The organism is Bacillus sp. FSL M8-0025 (assembly GCF_037975475.1).
Lineage (GTDB): Bacteria > Bacillota > Bacilli > Bacillales > Bacillaceae > Bacillus > Bacillus subtilis.
Genome location: NZ_CP150258.1, coordinates 3,488,375 through 3,506,819 on the forward strand (window position 1 = coordinate 3,488,375; position 18,445 = coordinate 3,506,819).

Here is an 18,445-nt window from a genome sequence, read left to right on the forward strand (position 1 = left end):
CTTTCTGCTAAGCTTTTGAATCAAAAAGTTTCATTCGGCTGCTCTTCGGCAGCTCAGCTTTAATTGATTTGCTGTAATTGAAGTTATTTTCCTTAGGAACCAGCATATCGTACGAAATAGAGATGAATTGCAGCGCGTCTCTTGTCAGCTGCCTATTCATCTCATTTACTTTTTTCAGACGTCCGAGAACTTGAGAAAGAGATTCGTATAGTTGTTCCAGCTCTTCCTTTTCACTGCCTGAGGTTTTGGCGATACATGCGGAAATAGTATTATTTTCGCTATATCCGAGAAAGGCCGAAGTTGTTTTGATCCGGTCATCTTCTGTCTGCGTGATCGCTTGAATATATTTTTGCTCTTTTGTCAAAATGTTAGAAAGCTCTTTTGTTTTGCCGGCTTTGAGCGCTTCCGTCTTTTCTTCAGACAGCGTGAGCAGGTGCTCATGCAGAACGCAAAGTCGCTTCAATTGTTCAATAATTGCCTTCGCTGACATGGGCTTTCTCCTTTTTTATTGCTTTTTATAAAAATTAATCATATTTTTCGCAATATGATTTGCGTCTACTTTGTATGACCCGTTTTCAATTTGCGCTTTAAGCTGCGCAATTTTTTCCTGTCGTGAACCAGTGACTGCGTCGGATGCATGTTGCATTTCTTTAGCCTGTGATGAAATTTCAATTTTATCTTGAGGCTGTGCAACAGTTTTTTGCACCGCTTGCTTATCATAATTTTTTTGATATGGATTAACGGATTGTGTTCCAAATTGATTGATTTTCATAGGATTCCTCTCGCTTTCCGTTGCAGTCTTTAAACAATCTTAACCCTTTTATCGACTGCGTTTTCAGTTAGTTTAGGGAATCAGCTGTTTTTGGTATTATAGGCATAGTATGTGTCTTTTTTACTATTTTCTTTCTCGATTTTCAGAGCATCCTCGTGGTTCAAATGATCCATTTGATCCTTAATATCGGACTGGCAAGCCTTGCAGAACTTGCCTTCTCTAATCGATGTCCCGCACCTTTCACAAGGGTATGCCAAATTAGGAAGATGAGTGATCTGAATTCGCTTCTGCCTGATGAATTTCAATATCAGCTCTTCTTCCACACCTGTTTCCTCAGTTATCCGGCTCAAAGTTGATTGCCGGTTTTCCTGTTTTCTTAAAAATTTATAGACAGTCTCAAATGATTTTTCTTCTTCCTTAATACACGCCTGACATACGGTTTGCAGCTTTGTTTTTAAAAATAAAGCATTGCATTTCGGACAATTAGCCAGTTCTCCCATCTTTTTTTCTCCTTATTAGATAATATGCCTGTGTCAATTTCTAGTGATTATATCGGCATAAAAACAGAATCATTTAGCTTCTGATCAAGGTAAAAGATGACACTGAAGCGGCTTTTCCTTTTTCTAATAAGCAGCGGGCTGCGAAGTGCAAGGTGGCGCCTGTTGTATAAAGATCGTCTATTAAAATGATATTCATACCTTCTGCTGAATTATTTTTTGTATCAAAAATGCACTCTGACAGCAGGCGTTCTGTTTTCTTTTTCTTTGACTGTTTCTCATTATTCAGGCGAATGAGGGGATGGTGGGAAGGCCGGTCTAAACATTCTGCCAAGAGATGTGCCTGGTTAAATCCGCGCTCTTCTTCCCGTTCCTTGCTCAGCGGAATAGGTACAAGAACAAAATGCTTATCGGGGTAAACCTTAGAAAAGGTTGAAGAAAAATCACTTTTAAATGCATTTATGATTTCTGCATCTCCTCTAAATTTAAAACGGGAGAGCGTTTCTTTCATCATATCATTATATGTGTAAACTGAACGGTTTTGACGCAATAGCAAACTGTCTCTGATCCTTGTTCTCCACACCTCGCAATCCCTGCATACGGCATGAACAGATTGAGGTCTGCCGCACAGGGGGCAGATATGTCCTGTGATTTTCTTTAATTTGCTTCTGCAAGAATAACAAACCTTTTCATCAGGCTTTAGTAAAAAAAGGGCTCTCCATGTAACATCTTGAGAAAATTGCGAATCACATAATAAACAGATCAGTTTATGAATGCCTCCTCCTGCTTCGTTTGACATAAATCGCTTGGACTCTCTGAAACTACTGCAGCAGATTCAGCCAAAATGACAAGCATTGCTGTGTTTTTTTGTTTATCTACCAGCTCAGCTTTCGTATATGCGATCTTTTTAAAATCAGTAACGTAGGATGGACTCACTTTGTTTAAAGAAAGTGCCAATACATCGTTTTGGCATACTTGGCAAGTACAGGCCATATGAAGCTGGTCCATATATCGGTCGAGCAGTTCTTTCATTACGATTTCTTTTGAATTGACAAGCATTTTTACAGCTCCTCATCATCGGTTATATGAGTATACTGTACCACGTTTTCAAATAATGGCTAGTCTGTACATTCAACTTTTGCTGCCAATTCATTCATTTCTTTTATATGCTTTCTTGCATCGAGCATACTCTTTGTTTTGCCGAAGTGAAAGTAAATGACATCGCCGTCCGCATATTCTTTATGCCGGCCGGTTCTTCCTGCAATTTGAACAAGTGCGCTTTCCGTAAAGATAGACGATTCCGCTCCTAGTACACCCGTTTGCACCTTGGGGACTGTGACGCCTCTTTCCAGTATTGTTGTTGTGATTAATAGATCGAGCTGACCATCTCTGAATTGCTGCACTTTCTCCTTTCTATGCTTGTCTTCCGCGTGCACAGATGCGGTTCGGCAATGAACACCTTTAAAGCACGCAGCAGCCTTTTCCAGAATAGAAACGGAAGGAACGAATAAAAAAACAGGCCTCCCTTCTTTTACATGAAACTCTATCCATCTTTTCACCGCTGGCGGAATTTTATTTCGGTTTAATTTCTTCTTCCAGTTTCCACACCATACAAAGCGCGGTTCGGGTAAAGGTTTCCGGTGGTGTCTTGCGGGGATGCGAACTGAATGTAACTGTCCGTTCAGTGCTTTTCTTTTTAATTCTTTAGGAGGTGTTGCACTTAAATAAACGAGGGTGCTGTTTTTCTTTCTTGCTTTTTGAACAGCGAATTGAAGGGTTTGATCAGCAGAATATGGAAAAGCGTCAACTTCATCAATGATCATAACATCGATTGCATCTTTATATCGCAAAAGCTGATGCGTAGTGGAAATCATAAGCGGCGATAGCCGCCCTTTGTCATCGCTTCCTCCGTAAAGCGCTGAAATGTCAGCACCCTGAAAGGCAGCCTTGAGCCTTGGAACAAGCTCTAATACAACATCGGTGCGAGGTGTTGCAATACATACACGCAGTCCTTGATTTAACGCTGATTCTATACCAGGAAACAGCATTTCTGTTTTGCCAGCGCCGCAAACCGCCCAGATGAGGAGCTCTTCTTTTTTTGATATTGCTTCAATTAAAACATTGGCGGCTTTTTGTTGTCCGCTTGAAAGCTTGCCGTCCCATGTCAGTTTAATTGACTGCCAGTTTGGTTCATTTTCCTCTTCCCATGAATATAAAGGAACCTCCTCACTCACTCTGCCCATCATGACACAGGAACGGCAATACAGCTTATTCTTTCCAGATGAGTGATAAAAAGAAAAATACCGCTGATCAGTTTGTCCGCACCTATTACATCTATATCTCCGTTTATTTATGGATATAGAATTTTCAGCAGTGATATATCCATTCTTGATATGCCATTCAATCATCTCATCGGAAAATGAGAGCTCAGTCCTGAGCAAATGACGGCTTCGAAGCGTCTGCTGCAATTCTTTTGAAAAGGAACTGTTTTTTTCAACTGGCACATTCACATAGCACGCCTCCTTTCGAGACAGTATGCCTGAATGAATATTTTCTGTCCAACAATCAAAATAGGAATATAAAAAAATCTCCGCTCTAAAAACGGAGATTTGGCCTTATTTAAAACACCAGCAAATTCCTAGCGCACCTTCACCCAAATGAGTGCCGATTACCGCGCCAAAATAGCTGTTATAAAATTCAACATGAGGATATTTTGCAGAAAGCTCTTCAATGATTTTCGCTGCTTCTTCCTCTCGATTAGCGTGGATAACAGCAGCTCGCATAGGCAACCCTTTACTCGCATCTTCGTCTAAAAGCTCATAAATTCGCGAAATTGCTTTTTTACGTGTGCGAATCTTCTCAAAAGGCACAATTACCTTATTGTCAAAATGAAGGATAGGCTTTACCTTTAGAAGACTACCAATGAAGGCTTGGGCGCTGCTTAATCGCCCGCCGCGCTGAAGATGGGCTAAGTCATCTACCATAAAATAAGCTCGAACTGTTTTTTTCATTTCTTCCAGTTCTTTTATAATATCTTCCGGCGATGATGCTCCGTTTTTGATTAATTCAGCAGCTTTAAGGGCATAAAAGCCTTGAGCCAAGCAGCTGATCTCTGAGTCAAATGGATACACATCAATATTGTCGACCATCGAATCAGCCGCTGCTGCACTGCTGAATGTTCCGCTGATCCCGCTGGAAAGATGGATACTGATAACCGCATCATAAGACTTGCCAAGCTCTTCATACAACGCAACCAGCTCGCCGATTGGCGGCTGAGAAGTCGTCGGGAGCTCATTATGTTTTTTCACTTCTTCATAAAAGCTTTTCCAGTCCAACTCAATTTCTTCACGGTAAGTCTCCTCCCTAAAAACAACCTGGAGAGGGATCATATGTATCTGATGTTGTTCACGCATTTCTTTCGGAATATATGCCGTGCTGTCTGTTACGACTGCAATATTCATAGCTTCGATACCTGCCTTATTGCTTTATAACTCTATTGTAAGGGAAACGGCAGCCTAAAAAAAGACCTGCCTAGTAAAAGGCAAGTCTCCTATTATACTATCTCATTTCTACCCAGCCATTTTTAATGGCGACCACAACGGCTTGCGTCCGGTCGTTTACATTCATTTTTTGTAAAATATTGCTGACATGGTTTTTAACGGTTTTCTCACTGATAAACAATGATTCACCAATACCGCGGTTGCTTTTTCCGTCTGCAAGCATCTGCAGCACTTCACATTCCCGCCTAGTTAAAATATGTAATGGTCTGCGGATTTCAGGGTAAACCTCATGTTGAGGGTGTGCAGAAACTCCGCTTGTTGCAAGGCGGCGGAATTCGTTAACGAGGTTGTGAGTAACCTTCGGATGGAGGTAAGATCCGCCCTCAGCCACTACTTTAACCGCTTCAATTAATGTATCAGCATCCATCTCTTTCAGCAGATAACCTCTTGCACCTGTTTTCAGGGCATGTGTTACATAATTTTCGTCATCGTGAATTGATAGAATAATTACTTTAGATTCAGGATACAGCTCTACAAGCTGTTTTGTAGCTTCCACACCATTTACGTTTGGCATATTGATATCCATGATCACAACATCAGGATGATAGTGCTCAACAATACGAGCCGCTTCGTCCCCGTCATCACCTTCGGCTACCACTTCAAAGGTAGGTTCAAAATCCAATATCCGTTTAACACCTTCACGAAATAACTGATGGTCGTCGATAATAACAATGTTTACTTTAGTCACAAGCCACGCCTCCTTGTATTATTGTTCTATATACTCTAGCATTCGGTCAATATGCCTTTTGGCTCTATTTTACAAATCATAGTCAAAGAGATAACGGAACCTTAATCATAATAAATGTCCCAAGACCTATTTTCGAATCTATTGTCATCGTTCCTTCCAATAAATCTACTCTTTCTTTCATGCCCAGCAAGCCGAATGATTTGTTTTTCTTCTCTTTCGCTTCCTTCAGGTCGAACCCTTTACCGTTATCTTTTATCATTAAAATCACAAAATCCTTTGTGATCTCAACTTTGACTGTAATTTCTTCAGATTCAGAATGCTTTAGCGCATTAGACACAGCTTCCTGTGCGAGCCTGAAGAGCGCAACCTCAAACTGAGGCGCTAGCCTCTGATCCTCTGTTTCTCCAATGCACTGAAAATGTATTTTGACCTTCCCGTTATATTCCTCGGTTGTATATAGATATTTTCTTAAAGTTGGAATCAGGCCTAGGTCATCAAGGGCCATCGGTCTTAAATCATATATAATCCTTCTCACTTCGTAAAGGGCATTCCGAACATTTTGGCGTAGATTTTTAATTTCTTGGAATCCGTCCTCTGCGCCCCGGTCACGGAAAATCCGCTCGATTAATTCCGATCTCATCATAACATTCGCCAGCATTTGAGCGGGTCCGTCATGGATTTCTCTTGAGACTCTTTTTCGCTCTTCTTCCTGCGCCTCAATGATTCTTAAGCCGAAATCCTGTTTTGCCTGAGCATCAGCAAGAAGCAGTCCAACTTCGCGCAAATCCTGATTCAAGTAGTTGAGCACAACTGTAATTTGGCTTACTAATGATTCTGACCGCTCAATGATTTCCTGAAGCCCTAGCAATCTGCGCTCCAAATCGTCCCGCCGTTCGCGCAATTGCTTCTCACGCTGCTGGATCATCGTCAATTCTACCTGCAGCTTATGGGCTTTTTCATAAGCATTGCGGATTTCCTCTTCACTGAATCTATGAAAATTACGGCTGACCTCGGATAAACGGTTTCTCGCATGGCGAGTTTGCACTTCAAGTTTATCGCCAAGCTCAATCACTTCATACACCTGCTGTTTAATTTGTTTCAGTTCTTCAACCAGCTGTTCATACTGCTGGCGTGACTGCTCCCCGATTTGAAAAACTTCGTCCTTGCTCCCGTCAACGGTTTTCAGCATCTTCATCAAAATAGAATCCAGCACTTTGGAATCCATCTTTGTTTTATTCATAATTTCCCTCCGTCACGGCGTTGTCATATATTTTTATTATAAATGTAATTGATCTGCAAATTATGTCGAATTATAATGAAAGAATGCGTATATTCTAGAAAAAAACATTTTTATATACTCTCTACTCTTTATGATACCAAAATACGCACAAAAATTCTAAAGACTGTACGAATTTGTATAGGCAGTCTTTTATGCTTAGCAGGAGGGTCAGCTAGCATGCTGCACAGCTATTTTACTGTGAAAGAAGCAGGAGAACACGAGATTGTTATAGAAAAATCGCGTTTTATCTGTCATTTAAGCCGTGTTTCTACCGAACAAGAGGCACAGGAATTTATACAGAAAATAAAGAAACAGCACTGGAATGCGACTCATAATTGCTCGGCTTATGTTATTGGCGAGAATGATCATATCCAAAAAGCCAATGATGACGGGGAACCAAGCGGTACAGCGGGAGTGCCGATGCTCGAGGTTTTAAAAAAACGCAGGCTGAAGGATACTTGCGCCGTCGTTACACGCTACTTCGGAGGCATTAAGCTTGGTGCTGGCGGATTAATTCGCGCTTATGGGAAATCAGTGTCTGAAGGATTAAATCATATAGGTGTTGTAGAACGGAAGCTTATGCGAATCATGCATACTTCTGCAGATTACACATGGCTTGGCAAGATTGAAAATGAATTAAGGGAGTCACAATTTCTGTTAAAGGAAATCCATTATTCAGAAAATGTTGAATTCGAAACATACGTCGAAGAAAAAGAAACAAACGCTTTTTCTGAATGGATGACAGAACTGACAAATGGAAAGAGTGATATTAAAGAGGGAGAGTTGACGTATCTTGAAAAAGCCGTCAATCACATAAAGGAGACTGAATAATGGCTGAACGCGTTAGAGTGCGTGTGCGAAAAAAGAAAAAGAGCAAACGCAGGAAAATTTTAAAAAGAATTATGTTATTGTTCGCCCTTGCACTATTGGTAGTTGTAGGGCTTGGCGGGTATAAACTTTATAAAACCATTAACGCTGCGGATGAATCGTACGATGCCCTATCCCGCGGGAATAAATCAAATCTTCGCAACGAAGTTGTAGACATGAAGAAAAAACCGTTTTCTATTTTATTTATGGGAATAGAGGATTACGCGACTAAAGGACAAAAAGGGAGATCAGACTCTCTTATTGTTGTTACCCTGGATCCCAAAAATAAAACCATGAAAATGCTGAGCATTCCGCGTGACACACGTGTGCAATTAGCCGGTGACACAACGGGGAGCAAGACGAAGATCAATGCCGCTTACAGCAAAGGCGGTAAAGATGAGACAGTTGAAACTGTTGAAAACTTCTTGCAAATCCCGATTGATAAATATGTCACAGTTGATTTTGACGGATTTAAAGATGTGATTAATGAAGTCGGCGGTATTGATGTAGACGTGCCTTTCGATTTCGATGAAAAAAGTGATGTAGACGAAAGCAAGCGGCTTTACTTCAAAAAAGGCGAGATGCATTTGAACGGCGAAGAAGCCTTGGCATATGCCCGGATGAGAAAACAGGATAAACGCGGAGACTTTGGCCGTAATGACAGACAAAAACAAATCTTAAACGCGCTGATTGACCGAATGTCAAGTGCAAGCAACATTGCTAAAATTGATAAAATCGCAGAAAAAGCCAGCGAAAACGTTGAAACTAATATTCGCATTACTGAAGGTTTAGCGCTTCAGCAGATTTACAGCGGCTTTACCAGTAAAAAAATCGACACATTGAGCATTACAGGTTCTGATTTGTATTTAGGGCCTAACAACACATATTACTTTGAACCTGATGCTACAAATCTCGAGAAAGTCAGAAAAACGCTTCAAGAGCATTTAGATTATACTCCTGATACAAGCACTGGCACTTCAGGTACCGGAAGTTCAACAGACGGGACTGACAGCTCAAGCAGTTCTGGCAGCACTGGCACAACAACTGACGGGACGACGAGCGGAAGCAGCTATTCGAATGACAGCAGCACAAGCTCAAACAACAGTACAACGAATTCAACAACTGATTCATCCTATTAAAAAATGCCCGGTCCTTTTAGAGGATCGGGCATTTTTGCGCAAAAAAAAACTCCGGCACATAAGCCGGAATTTTTAATTCCTTTTCACCAGCCGTTTATAAAACTTTGTAAACGGCTTAAATTTTTCATTCACGAGTCCTGTCACTTCTGCTATGATTTGCATAAAAATAATTAAAATGAAGATAATAAACAAAGAAAGCCAAATTGTGGCACTTTTAAGTACTATCGCACTGATACTGAAAATAAATCCAATTAAATAAATAACTAAGACCGACATCCGATGTGAAAGGCCAAAGGCCATCAGTCTATGGTGAATATGCGACTTATCAGGCGCTGAAATCGGCTGTTTGTTTAATATTCTCCTGATGATAGCAAATGTTGTATCAAAAATCGGTACGCCTAATATAATAATCGGGATAACGATACTGAACAATGTGACACTTTTATACAGGCCTAATAATGAAAGAATCGAAATACTATACCCTAAAAAAAGTGATCCCGTATCTCCCATAAAGATTTTTGCCGGGTGGAAGTTGTAAAACAAAAACCCCAGCGTGCTGGCAATAACGACTAATGAGAGTGACAGAATGAGCACTTTTCCGCCGGATAGCGCCATGACAGCGATCGTTGACAGGCCGATAACAGAAAGACCGGCAGCAAGGCCATCCAATCCATCAATCAGGTTAATTGCGTTCGTGATGCCGACAATCCATAATACCGTCAGCGGATAAGCCATCCATCCTAACTCAAACCGTTCTGTTAAAAAAGGTACTGAGAAAAAGTCCATTTTTAAGCCAGTGCTTACAATCATTATGGCTACACCTAATTGAATCAAAAACTTAACTTTTGCACTTAATTGATATTTATCGTCAAGAATACCTAACACAATAATGATGAATGCTCCGGCTGTAATTGCCGTCATCCTTGTTTCTGTGTAAATACCGGATGCAAGCACGCCTGCAACCACCCCGATAAATATGGCCAGCCCGCCCATGCGGGGCATGATTTTGTCATGTACTTTTCGATTGCTGGGCTGGTCAACTGCACCTATTTTAATCGCAATCCTTTTTACGATTGGGGTTATGATTAAAACTGTCAGCAGCGAGACAATAAACGCAACAACAATGCGAATCATGCGTTCGTCAAGCATAAAGAAGTCTCCTTTGGAATTAAATGAAGTCTTTATTTATATAGAGAACCGTTCCTTCCATTATACCTTCTCCTTAGTTATTATAACAAGCTTCATCAAAAAGAAACACGTATAATCAAAAAACGCGCATCCCAATTTATAGGACTACGCATGTTTTTGAATCCCTGTATATTTCATAATTTGTCTAAATAAGCAATTCCAATCTTGTGTCCGGGCGATGTTTCGGCGCATTTCTTTATAGGTTTCGTCTCCGTTTTGTCCGAGAACTTTTTCACAAGCTGCTATAAAATCAATTGGATGATCACCTTCTACATATTCGTATACATACGGCTTTTGCATTTTTGAGGTTGACGGGAGATTAGAGCCGACGACAGGTTTTCCTGCCGCTAAAAATTCAAATAGTTTCAGCGGAAACACAGCTTGATTATACGGTGATTGTTTATATGGCATGATGCCAATGTCGATAAGCTCCATAAAATGCGGAACTTCTTTCGGATCTGCCGGGCCGGTCCATATGACATTTGGAAGCCTCAGCAGCTCTTGAAACGAAACATCACCATTGGTGGCATCCGGGCCAACCCATAAAAATGTCCAATCAGGCTTTTGCAGTGCCGCTTCTTTAATCATTTTAAAATCGAGCTTCGGTTTAATCCCGCCAATAAAGCCTAACACCGTTCCTTCTCTCCCCTGCAGTATACTGCGATCGGGAGCTTGTTTATGTGCAGAAAACAGCTCATACTCCACACCGTTTTCCACAGTATGAACCTTTTCTCGTCCTGCAGTCAGTTTTTTGTCTACTTCCTTGTGAAGATAATCTGATGAACAGGTTATTGAATCTGCTCGTTGTATAATTCTCAGCTCTGCCGATTTAATGACTTTTCGCCGGAATTCAGACAGCAGATTTGATCGGCCGCTGATCGGCGCCGCCCATAAGTCACTACAGTCATAAATGACCTGATCCCAAGGATACAGCGAAGACAGCAGCGGGAATCCCGGAAACGTGTACCATAAACAGCAGCGTTCACCGTTTGCAGAAGCAGATGTAAGCTCATCGAGTAATGGGGAGAGCTTATGTCTGTAAAAGACATCTGTATATCGTCCGAAACGAAACATTTTTTTCTGCAGCAGGTCTTTGACAGCGAATTGCCTGATGCCAGAATGGACTTCCTGAAACTCTTTTCCTTGGGCACGCGGAGCCGGACATACCCAAATAACTTCCTTCGTTTCCTCCTGAGCAGCTAAAAATTCTGCCAGCCGGTGCCTTCTGTATCTCAATTGGTCTTTTCCCCATTCAGCAGTGGCAACGATGACATGAATGATTGCTTCTTTTGTTTCCACCTTCATCACCTTTTCTCTCTGTTTGCGGCTATAATCTTTTTTTCACCGCGTTTTTTGCATATTGAACAAAACACCATGTTGCTTTCATAAAATGAAGCCGTTCGATCTCCCTGTAGACAAACCACGTTTTTTTCGCAGCCTTCCATTTGTTGCTGGAAATTGAGTTATTGACAAGCCGATATTCAGCCAGGCATTCATTCATTCCATAGGCAGTAAATCCTTTTTTTAAAAGAGACAGCCATGTGGCTAAGTCCTGTCTCGTTCTGATATTCGGCATTTGGATCTGTCCCGTTTGCTCCCTGTCAATCATCACCGTCAAGCAGCCGATAATTGTATTTTTCAGGGCGTCATCGTACGTCAGGCTTTCCGGCGCATGAATAAATTTATCGAGTGGGGTCCCGTCCTGCGCCATTAAACTGTAGCCCGTGAAAGAAAACGCACAGGAGCGCTCCATCATAAACTCAAGCTGCTTTTCCAGTTTGTCTTTTTTCCATTTGTCATCACTGTCCAAAAATGCTACGTAGCGCCCTTGAGCGCGTTCCAACGCTTTGTTGCGAGCAACCGCAGCTCCGGAGTTCTCTTCCAGATACACCACATGAATTCTTTCGTCTATTTTTTCATACTGCTGTAAAATGTCGCGGGTCCCATCCGTTGAGCAATCATCCACGATAATCATTTCCCAATGAGGATGGCTCTGATCTAATACCGAATGAACCGTGTCTTCAATATAGTCACGCGCATTATAGGAAGGTGTAATGACAGATACGAGAGGTTTCCAATTGGTCATGATCACATCTCCATCGTATGATTTTAAAAGGATTCCCTGAAAAATTCAGGAATGACAACGAACATAAAGGCAATCGTAAGGCCAATCATAACGCCGAGAACTGCTTTCTTTTTCGGAGACATTCCGCCGCCTGCTGTCTCACTTACGGTTTCTGAATCAGTAACACTTGCCGCTTTCAGGTTAAGCTGTGTGTTTTTGAGCTCATATAAAAATCTCTCTTTATCCACTTTGGAATCCTCGCTCACCGACTCGCCTTCAAGGGCGTCTATGCTGCTGCGGATGACGGCTTCTCTTTCTGCATACAGCTTTTGATCATTTTTGAGGAAGGTGGAGGATATGGCGTTTAAGACAGATTCCGTTCTATCCTTATCCTCGTCGCTATAGCTTAAAGTCAGTAACGATTTGGATTCCGTTTTGATGGTAAGCTTCTCTTTGATCTCTGCTACATCTTCATCCTTTTCATCAGGAAGCGCCTCCTTCAAAAAAGAGTCGCTCTTTAGCAGAAGCGGAATCTCTTCTGTGCTGTTATAAACCGGATGATCATAGCTCCCCACAGCCAAAGTATCTTCAGCTGTATAGCTCTTTTGATCAGCGATCTGTGACGGCAGGATATACCCCGCCGCACCTAATATAATTGGCACCGCTATGATCCAAATGATATTTTTTTTTATGCGACGGGCTATTCTTATCAATATATCGTTCATATAAGTCTCCCTGCTTTTTGTAGTCTGTTTATCTGTACATCGGCTCAGGCATTTGTCTGGATCGCCTTAACACATTCACGGCGGCGATGACGAGCGCCATAAACACCCAATGGAAAAATAAATTTGAAACAGAGCTTGGGCTGATACTTGATACCAGGAAACTGACCATAGCGGTAATAAGTCCTTCTGTGATCAGTTTTGACTGATTTTCTAATTTTCTTTCATAAAACTTGTAAAGCACCCATATGAGGTAGGCATAAACGGACAGATATCCCAGCATGATGAACAAGCCAAAATTAGCAAGAATTTCAACAAGCCAGTTATGCACCTCTGCCACATTGTCAGTATCATATACAGCATAATGCTCAAGATAATAGGATACATTTCCTGCCCCGACTCCGAATCCGTATGAATCAAGGAAAAAATGCCAAGCGTTTTTCAGCAGATTTGCCCGAGCCACATTTGATGGAAGCCTGTCATGAAATGAATGCAGCGTCTGCGGGGCCAGAAACAGCTCCCAAAACTTTGAATAGATTTTGCTGGCGAAAAGAACTGCGAAAAGAGCAATTCCCGCCGCCGACAGCCATATAGCCATTTTCTTTAAAACAGGCGGCAATACAATGAAGATGTAGACAGCAATACCTGCAAAAATACCCAGAAGGCTGGCTCTTGAACCAGTGGCAAAAATTAAATACAACGCACAGAGCGAGAGCACAAGGCCAATTGCCTTGATGTATCCATTCTTAATGTTTTTCATCATCGTGATGTAAAAAAAGAAGCTGATGGATAAAAAGGTCGCAAAGTCATTTTGATTAAAAAAGACCGATGTCGGATAATGCTGCTTATACTCCGGTCCGCTGTACAATGTGGAACTCGCAAGATGATGGTGGGTGATATGATTGTAAAAACCAATGATCATCAGAAATACCGTCATCACCAGCCAAATGGCATAAACAATCATCAGCCGCTCCATTTTTTGCACGTACATGACAATAAGATAAATGAAGAAAATTCCCATTGCCAATAAGGCTAAATACTTGAGGCCAACTGTTACCGACTTGGCCCACAGCAGAGAAACAAGGCCATATATAAACCAAAAGGCGAAAAAGAGCAATATCCCTTTTACTTGCAGCCCATGCCATCTTTCAATATGGGTTCGATTCCGAACCATGCCGAAAATATGAAGGCAACCCGCTGCAATGAGCAGAAGCCGGTAAAGGAACAAACTGAAAAATCCAAGATGAATAGCGAAAAATGCATTATTTAAAAAAGTGCAGGCGATCAAAATATAGATTACAGCCATAAAGAGCCGTTCTTTTGTTGTAAATGCGGTTGCAAGCGTCAGTAAAAACAGGCCAATTGCCAACACCGCAAGCACAGCAGCCATCTGCATGAAACCTATATCTTTGTGGATGGCTCCCAGCAATAGGACGACTCCAAATATAGCAGCGGCCAGTAACGCTAGCGTATGGACCGCTGATCGTTTGATACTCACATGTTTAACCCCTTTCCTGATGTTTCAGGAGCCAGCGGCCGAGCCTAGCAGCCGGCAGCTTCAACCAAGTAACACTTTTTCTTTTTATAAATTGACGCTTCCCAAGTCTTTAGCCAATTCTTCAAGCGGCAAGCCCGGAAAATACTTGTCAGAGGGTTCCGTTCCCCGAACAGCGGGACGGCCGATAGAGTGATAAATGTATCCGGCTGCCTGCATCTCTTCAAGTGAAAATAAATTTCTGCCGTCAATGATGACTGGCTGTTTTAAGAGGGTTTTCACTTTTACAAGCTCCATTTCTTTCACTTCCGGCCAATCCGTTAAAATCAGGCATGCATCAGTGTCTTCCATCGCAGCATACACATCTGTGTAATACTCGACCTGTTCGCCAAGGATCGCTGAAGCTTCAGGAATAGCAATCGGATCGTATGCTTTTACATGGGCGCCCAGCTGCTGCAGCATTGGGATAATATCAAACGCTGGAGCGGATCTCACATCGTTCGTATTCGGTTTGAAGGCCAATCCCAGGACTGAAATGGTTCTCCCTTTGACGCTTCCCATAACAGTCAAAAGTTTATCTACGATATGAACACGCTGCTTTTCGTTTGTTTCAATGACAGCTTCGATGAGCTTGAATGGATAGCCTGCCGATTTTGCGATTTGAAGCAACGCGGTTGTATCCTTTGGAAAACATGAACCGCCGAATCCAATACCCGCTTTAAGGAACTTTCTGCCGATACGGCTGTCAAGACCAACACCATCAGCAACTTTTGAAACGTCTGCGCCGACTCGCTCACAAATGTTTGCGATATCGTTGATAAAGGAAATCTTTGTCGCCAGAAATGCATTCGCGGCGTATTTAATCATTTCTGCACTTTCTAGGTTTGTTTTAATGACAGGAGCATGGAATGGCTGATGAAGTTCCTCAATGATGGCAGCGGCTTTATGACTTGTTGAACCAATCACGGCACGCTCCATATTCATCGTGTCATGAATCGCTGACCCTTCCCGAAGGAATTCAGGGTTAGATACAACATCAAATGAGTATCTCCCCTTTGAGGCTTTTTGAACGATAGATTGCACCAGTTTCCCTGTTCCAACCGGGACTGTGCTTTTATTTACGATCACTTTGTAGCCGTTAAGATGCTCACCGATTGTTTTCGCCGCCGCTTTGACGTACGTTAAATCAGCTTCACCTGTTTTGGACATAGGCGTTCCAACTGCAATATAAATAATATCTGAGGCCCGAATGGCGGACGGGATATCGTTCGTAAAGGTCAGGCGCTGATCCAGCACATTTTTTTCAACTAAGTCTGCAAGCCCTGGTTCATAGATTGGGATTACCCCATTTTTCAGACTTCTGATTTTTGATTCATCGATATCACAGCAGACAACTTTATTGCCGATCTCCGCAAAGCAAGTACCTGATACGAGTCCTACATAACCTGTTCCAATGACAGCTATTTTTTTCACAGCGCTCATCCCTCTCCTGTAAAATGATCTTCCTATTTATATTGGTCGCAGTTTCTTACGATTAAACGGACGTTTTCGTGACCGTCTGATACTGATGATGCAAGGCCTTGGCGTTTTTTCCTGCGTCAAATTGAGCCTGCACGGTTTCATACAAGTCATCTGCTACTTCTGGCTTCCATATTTGCTCATGTTCGTACCGAGTGATCGCTTCTGCCAAGGCTTGAGCGGATTTCGGCTTAATCAGCAGATGCTGGTGCTTTCCGAATAAAGATGCCACTCCGCCAACATCTGTACAGATGACAGGAATCCTTAACGCCAGCGCCTCAATTACAACAGTCGGCATTCCCTCACTGTAAGAAGGAAGCACGAATAGGTCTGCCGCAAGCAAATAGTCTCTTACCTGATGATTTGGGACTTGGCCTGTGACGATATGCCCCTTCTGCGTCAGCGTCGATTTTGCGGGACCATCCCCGACAAAGACTGCCTTAGGAGAGTCCTGAAGCGATTCTATCGCTTCAGACAGTTCAAAAATGCCTTTCTCTCTGACCAGCCGGCCGACATAGACAGCCAGACGCTGATCGAGCGGGAGTCCGAGTCTTTTTCTGATTTCCTCTTTCGTCTCCTCATTCTCCTGAAAGCGGCTGAGCTGTATGCCGATTGGCAAAACCGAGCTGTCAAAGCCCGAAAGCTTTTTGGCTTCTTCCTGAAGCTTGTGGCTGACTGCTAAAACAACTGATGCCGAACCTACGGCACGCTTGAAGGCTTTAAACGCTCCTTTGCTGTAATGCGGATAGACATTCACATCACTGCCATGCAAGGTCAGGACATAAGGAATTTGCGCTAACTCTGACACGACTGCCGCAGCCCCGCCCGATGGCATGGCAAAATGCGCATGGATCAGATCCGGATATAGGTCGCATTGTTTCATGGTTTTTAAAACGGCTGATGCGATTCTCCGATGAGGCTGCGCCCACTTCAGCTGGCCGGGAACTGCCCGATAGAAAGGCCGGTAAACCGGTATTCCCTTTCTAATCTCATACTCCGGTCTGGCATCCTTTTTTCGATATGTCTTTTTCAGCATGCGGACAGGTGCTGAATGAAAAGGCCGTGGGCATATCACAGTGATATCAAGCCCGAGTTTTTGCAGCTCTTGCACCTGTGTCTCATGAAACACACCCTCTCCGGGTTTCATACTGCTCGGATATACGCTTGTGATCCACAAAATCTTCATGACAAACGTCCTTTTCTTAGTAGTTTGCTTTTCGTTTGAGGGTACGCTTTTACCAAAAGAAAGAGATAGCACAGCGCCCCGGCCGCAACTGAAATGGCCAACCGCATTTCTGCCTGCATACTGAAGTGTTCGGTACTGAGGCTTACACCAAACGCGATGATGCCCATCGCCGCAGTAATCAGAAATGGCTTCATAATCGACTGGAAATAAGCTGAAAGGTTAAGCTTGATGACATATGCCAAAAGCCAGCGCCCAATAAGGAAATTAACAACGCTGATAATGGCATACACCCATGCGACTGTCAGCAGGCTTCCCGTCTGTACAGCTGCAAACAGTGATAATCCATACAGCAGCAGAACGCCGGAATCCCAATAAAATGCTAAGTCTGCTCTTCCTTTAGCCAGCAACACAGATCCATTTGGATTCATGAGCACTCTTAGTATTCCGACAATCGCCAGAACATTTAGGATCGGAACAGCAGCAAGCCATTTTTCTCCGAAAACCGCTGTGATAAAGGCGTCTGACACCGACACGAGCCCGATTAACAGCGGAAACGAAACAAGCGCCAGCATTTTTGTCATATTCAGAAAGCCTTCTCTGATCACGCTGTTTTCATATTTGTTTTTTGCGAAAACAGGGAATGCCACCCGTGTGACAATCGGATTGATCTTCAAAACCGGAATGGTGACAATCTGATAAGCGAGGTTATAAATTCCCAGTGCTTCAGCACCAATAAACCGGCCGATCAAAATCATGTCGATATTTGCTCCCAGCCTGTTCACAAGACGGGATGAAAGCTGAAAGGCTCCAAAAGAAAAGAAATCCTTCATGCCTCTCAAATCAAAAACAAAAGCAGGATGCCACTTTTTTCGGTATACAGCCCAATATAAAATCCCTTTACTGGACTGCAGCAAGACTTGAGAAATCACGTACGCCAAAATCGCATCCATCATAAAAACCGCTATCGCTAAATATCCGAATGACAATACATTTGAAAAAATCTCTATTTTGCTTAACGTATTAAAATGCAGCTGCTTTTGCAGCATATACTGATACTGCTGTCCAATTGGCGCGATCAAAAACATAATCGCCAGAATCCGAACCAGAAACACCAGCTCTTCTCTTTGATAAAATCCCGCAATGACAGGACTGCTCACATATAAAAGAACAAACAGCAAAACGCCCGTCATAATGTTAAGCCAATACAATGTTGACAGCTGGCGCTCCGTCGCGTCGTCTCTCTGAATTAATGCTGCGCCAAAACCCATATCGAGCACAATCTGGGCGAAAACTGTAACCGTTGTGATCATGCCGACAAGCCCAAATTCTGTTAAGGTCATCATATTTCCAAGCAGGGCAAACTGAACAATTTGTATGATTGTAATACACACGGTTGAAATACTTGTCCACTTTGCACCACTCATGATTTGTTTTGTAATACTTGGCATCATATTCCCTACTTCTTTTTA

The 18,445-nt window shown here is 42.5% G+C and carries 19 protein-coding genes; 2 read left to right on the forward strand and 17 right to left on the reverse strand.

The genetic code is table 11. From position 1 onward, the window contains the following. Nucleotides 1-7: 7 nt before the first annotated feature. The 9 genes from flgN to degS form a co-directional block, all read right to left on the reverse strand. Nucleotides 8-490, reverse strand: a complete 483-nt coding sequence (gene flgN, locus MKX38_RS18050; protein WP_229762648.1) for a flagellar protein FlgN — start codon at nt 488-490, stop codon at nt 8-10. Between the two features lie 15 nt (nt 491-505). After that, nucleotides 506-772, reverse strand: a complete 267-nt coding sequence (flgM, locus tag MKX38_RS18055; RefSeq protein WP_003227997.1) for a flagellar biosynthesis anti-sigma factor FlgM — start codon at nt 770-772, stop codon at nt 506-508. Between the two features lie 80 nt (nt 773-852). Continuing rightward, entirely contained in the window at nt 853-1,272 is a 420-nt protein-coding gene (locus tag MKX38_RS18060; protein ID WP_003227995.1) for a TIGR03826 family flagellar region protein, read from the reverse strand. 73 nt (nt 1,273-1,345) lie between these two features. Beyond that, nucleotides 1,346-2,068, reverse strand: a complete 723-nt coding sequence (gene comFC, locus MKX38_RS18065; RefSeq protein ID WP_003227991.1) for a comF operon protein ComFC — start codon at nt 2,066-2,068, stop codon at nt 1,346-1,348. Further along, the gene (gene comFB / locus MKX38_RS18070; protein WP_003227989.1) at nt 2,032-2,328 is read right to left on the reverse strand and encodes a late competence protein ComFB; all 297 of its coding nucleotides are present in this window, start codon (nt 2,326-2,328) and stop codon (nt 2,032-2,034) included. Before comFB ends, comFC begins: the two co-directional genes overlap by 37 nt. Before the next feature lie 59 nt (nt 2,329-2,387). Further along, nucleotides 2,388-3,779 (reverse strand): ATP-dependent helicase ComFA, encoded by a 1,392-nt coding sequence (comFA, locus tag MKX38_RS18075; RefSeq protein WP_339187936.1) that lies wholly within the window; start codon nt 3,777-3,779, stop codon nt 2,388-2,390. 105 nt (nt 3,780-3,884) lie between these two features. Continuing rightward, nucleotides 3,885-4,730: a DegV family protein gene (locus tag MKX38_RS18080; RefSeq protein ID WP_003244125.1), complete on the reverse strand. Its 846-nt coding sequence runs from the start codon at nt 4,728-4,730 to the stop codon at nt 3,885-3,887. Between the two features lie 97 nt (nt 4,731-4,827). Next, nucleotides 4,828-5,517 carry a two-component system response regulator DegU gene (gene degU, locus MKX38_RS18085; RefSeq protein ID WP_003219701.1) on the reverse strand — a complete coding sequence of 230 codons (690 nt, stop codon included), beginning with the start codon at nt 5,515-5,517 and terminating at the stop codon, nt 4,828-4,830. Nucleotides 5,518-5,599: 82 nt separating this feature from the next. After that, nucleotides 5,600-6,757 (reverse strand): two-component sensor histidine kinase DegS, encoded by a 1,158-nt coding sequence (gene degS / locus MKX38_RS18090; RefSeq protein ID WP_003227983.1) that lies wholly within the window; start codon nt 6,755-6,757, stop codon nt 5,600-5,602. Between the two features lie 216 nt (nt 6,758-6,973). On the opposite strand from degS, the gene MKX38_RS18095 reads away from it, so the two are divergent. Both MKX38_RS18095 and tagV read left to right on the forward strand, forming a co-directional pair. Further along, nucleotides 6,974-7,627: a YigZ family protein gene (locus tag MKX38_RS18095; RefSeq protein ID WP_003227979.1), complete on the forward strand. Its 654-nt coding sequence runs from the start codon at nt 6,974-6,976 to the stop codon at nt 7,625-7,627. Next, nucleotides 7,627-8,802 carry a polyisoprenyl-teichoic acid--peptidoglycan teichoic acid transferase TagV gene (gene tagV / locus MKX38_RS18100; RefSeq protein ID WP_339187939.1) on the forward strand — a complete coding sequence of 392 codons (1,176 nt, stop codon included), beginning with the start codon at nt 7,627-7,629 and terminating at the stop codon, nt 8,800-8,802. Before MKX38_RS18095 ends, tagV begins: the two co-directional genes overlap by 1 nt. A gap of 72 nt (nt 8,803-8,874) precedes the next feature. On the opposite strand, the gene MKX38_RS18105 is transcribed toward tagV, so the two are convergent. The 8 genes from MKX38_RS18105 to MKX38_RS18140 all read right to left on the reverse strand — a co-directional run bounded on the left by MKX38_RS18105 (nt 8,875) and on the right by MKX38_RS18140 (nt 18,424). Next, nucleotides 8,875-9,951 (reverse strand): MraY family glycosyltransferase, encoded by a 1,077-nt coding sequence (locus MKX38_RS18105; protein WP_339187943.1) that lies wholly within the window; start codon nt 9,949-9,951, stop codon nt 8,875-8,877. A gap of 144 nt (nt 9,952-10,095) precedes the next feature. Then, nucleotides 10,096-11,289 (reverse strand): glycosyltransferase family 1 protein, encoded by a 1,194-nt coding sequence (locus MKX38_RS18110; RefSeq protein WP_339189466.1) that lies wholly within the window; start codon nt 11,287-11,289, stop codon nt 10,096-10,098. Between the two features lie 28 nt (nt 11,290-11,317). Beyond that, nucleotides 11,318-12,076, reverse strand: coding sequence for a glycosyltransferase family 2 protein (locus MKX38_RS18115; protein WP_003242619.1), 759 nt, complete (start codon nt 12,074-12,076; stop codon nt 11,318-11,320). Between the two features lie 23 nt (nt 12,077-12,099). Beyond that, nucleotides 12,100-12,780: a Wzz/FepE/Etk N-terminal domain-containing protein gene (locus MKX38_RS18120; protein ID WP_017695313.1), complete on the reverse strand. Its 681-nt coding sequence runs from the start codon at nt 12,778-12,780 to the stop codon at nt 12,100-12,102. A 28-nt stretch (nt 12,781-12,808) separates the two neighbouring features. Next, nucleotides 12,809-14,275: a teichuronic acid biosynthesis protein TuaE gene (gene tuaE / locus MKX38_RS18125; protein WP_032726971.1), complete on the reverse strand. Its 1,467-nt coding sequence runs from the start codon at nt 14,273-14,275 to the stop codon at nt 12,809-12,811. Between the two features lie 84 nt (nt 14,276-14,359). Continuing rightward, nucleotides 14,360-15,745 (reverse strand): UDP-glucose 6-dehydrogenase TuaD, encoded by a 1,386-nt coding sequence (tuaD, locus tag MKX38_RS18130; protein ID WP_339187945.1) that lies wholly within the window; start codon nt 15,743-15,745, stop codon nt 14,360-14,362. Between the two features lie 61 nt (nt 15,746-15,806). After that, nucleotides 15,807-16,976, reverse strand: a complete 1,170-nt coding sequence (locus tag MKX38_RS18135; protein ID WP_339187947.1) for a glycosyltransferase family 4 protein — start codon at nt 16,974-16,976, stop codon at nt 15,807-15,809. Beyond that, nucleotides 16,973-18,424 carry an MOP flippase family protein gene (locus MKX38_RS18140; RefSeq protein WP_160245019.1) on the reverse strand — a complete coding sequence of 484 codons (1,452 nt, stop codon included), beginning with the start codon at nt 18,422-18,424 and terminating at the stop codon, nt 16,973-16,975. The genes MKX38_RS18135 and MKX38_RS18140 overlap by 4 nt, the downstream gene beginning before the upstream one ends. Nucleotides 18,425-18,445 lie beyond the last annotated feature (21 nt).

Coding starts and splice junctions, on each gene's coding strand:
- MKX38_RS18120 (WP_017695313.1), bottom strand. CDS start 12,780: ATGAACGATATATTGATAAGAATAGCCCGTCGCATAAAAAAAAATATC.
- MKX38_RS18095 (WP_003227979.1), top strand. CDS start 6,974: ATGCTGCACAGCTATTTTACTGTGAAAGAAGCAGGAGAACACGAGATT.
- MKX38_RS18115 (WP_003242619.1), bottom strand. CDS start 12,076: ATGACCAATTGGAAACCTCTCGTATCTGTCATTACACCTTCCTATAAT.
- MKX38_RS18135 (WP_339187947.1), bottom strand. CDS start 16,976: ATGAAGATTTTGTGGATCACAAGCGTATATCCGAGCAGTATGAAACCC.
- MKX38_RS18140 (WP_160245019.1), bottom strand. CDS start 18,424: ATGCCAAGTATTACAAAACAAATCATGAGTGGTGCAAAGTGGACAAGT.
- tagV (WP_339187939.1), top strand. CDS start 7,627: ATGGCTGAACGCGTTAGAGTGCGTGTGCGAAAAAAGAAAAAGAGCAAA.
- comFC (WP_003227991.1), bottom strand. CDS start 2,068: ATGTCAAACGAAGCAGGAGGAGGCATTCATAAACTGATCTGTTTATTA.
- flgM (WP_003227997.1), bottom strand. CDS start 772: ATGAAAATCAATCAATTTGGAACACAATCCGTTAATCCATATCAAAAA.
- MKX38_RS18080 (WP_003244125.1), bottom strand. CDS start 4,730: ATGAATATTGCAGTCGTAACAGACAGCACGGCATATATTCCGAAAGAA.
- comFB (WP_003227989.1), bottom strand. CDS start 2,328: ATGCTTGTCAATTCAAAAGAAATCGTAATGAAAGAACTGCTCGACCGA.
- flgN (WP_229762648.1), bottom strand. CDS start 490: ATGTCAGCGAAGGCAATTATTGAACAATTGAAGCGACTTTGCGTTCTG.
- MKX38_RS18060 (WP_003227995.1), bottom strand. CDS start 1,272: ATGGGAGAACTGGCTAATTGTCCGAAATGCAATGCTTTATTTTTAAAA.
- MKX38_RS18105 (WP_339187943.1), bottom strand. CDS start 9,951: ATGCTTGACGAACGCATGATTCGCATTGTTGTTGCGTTTATTGTCTCG.
- degS (WP_003227983.1), bottom strand. CDS start 6,757: ATGAATAAAACAAAGATGGATTCCAAAGTGCTGGATTCTATTTTGATG.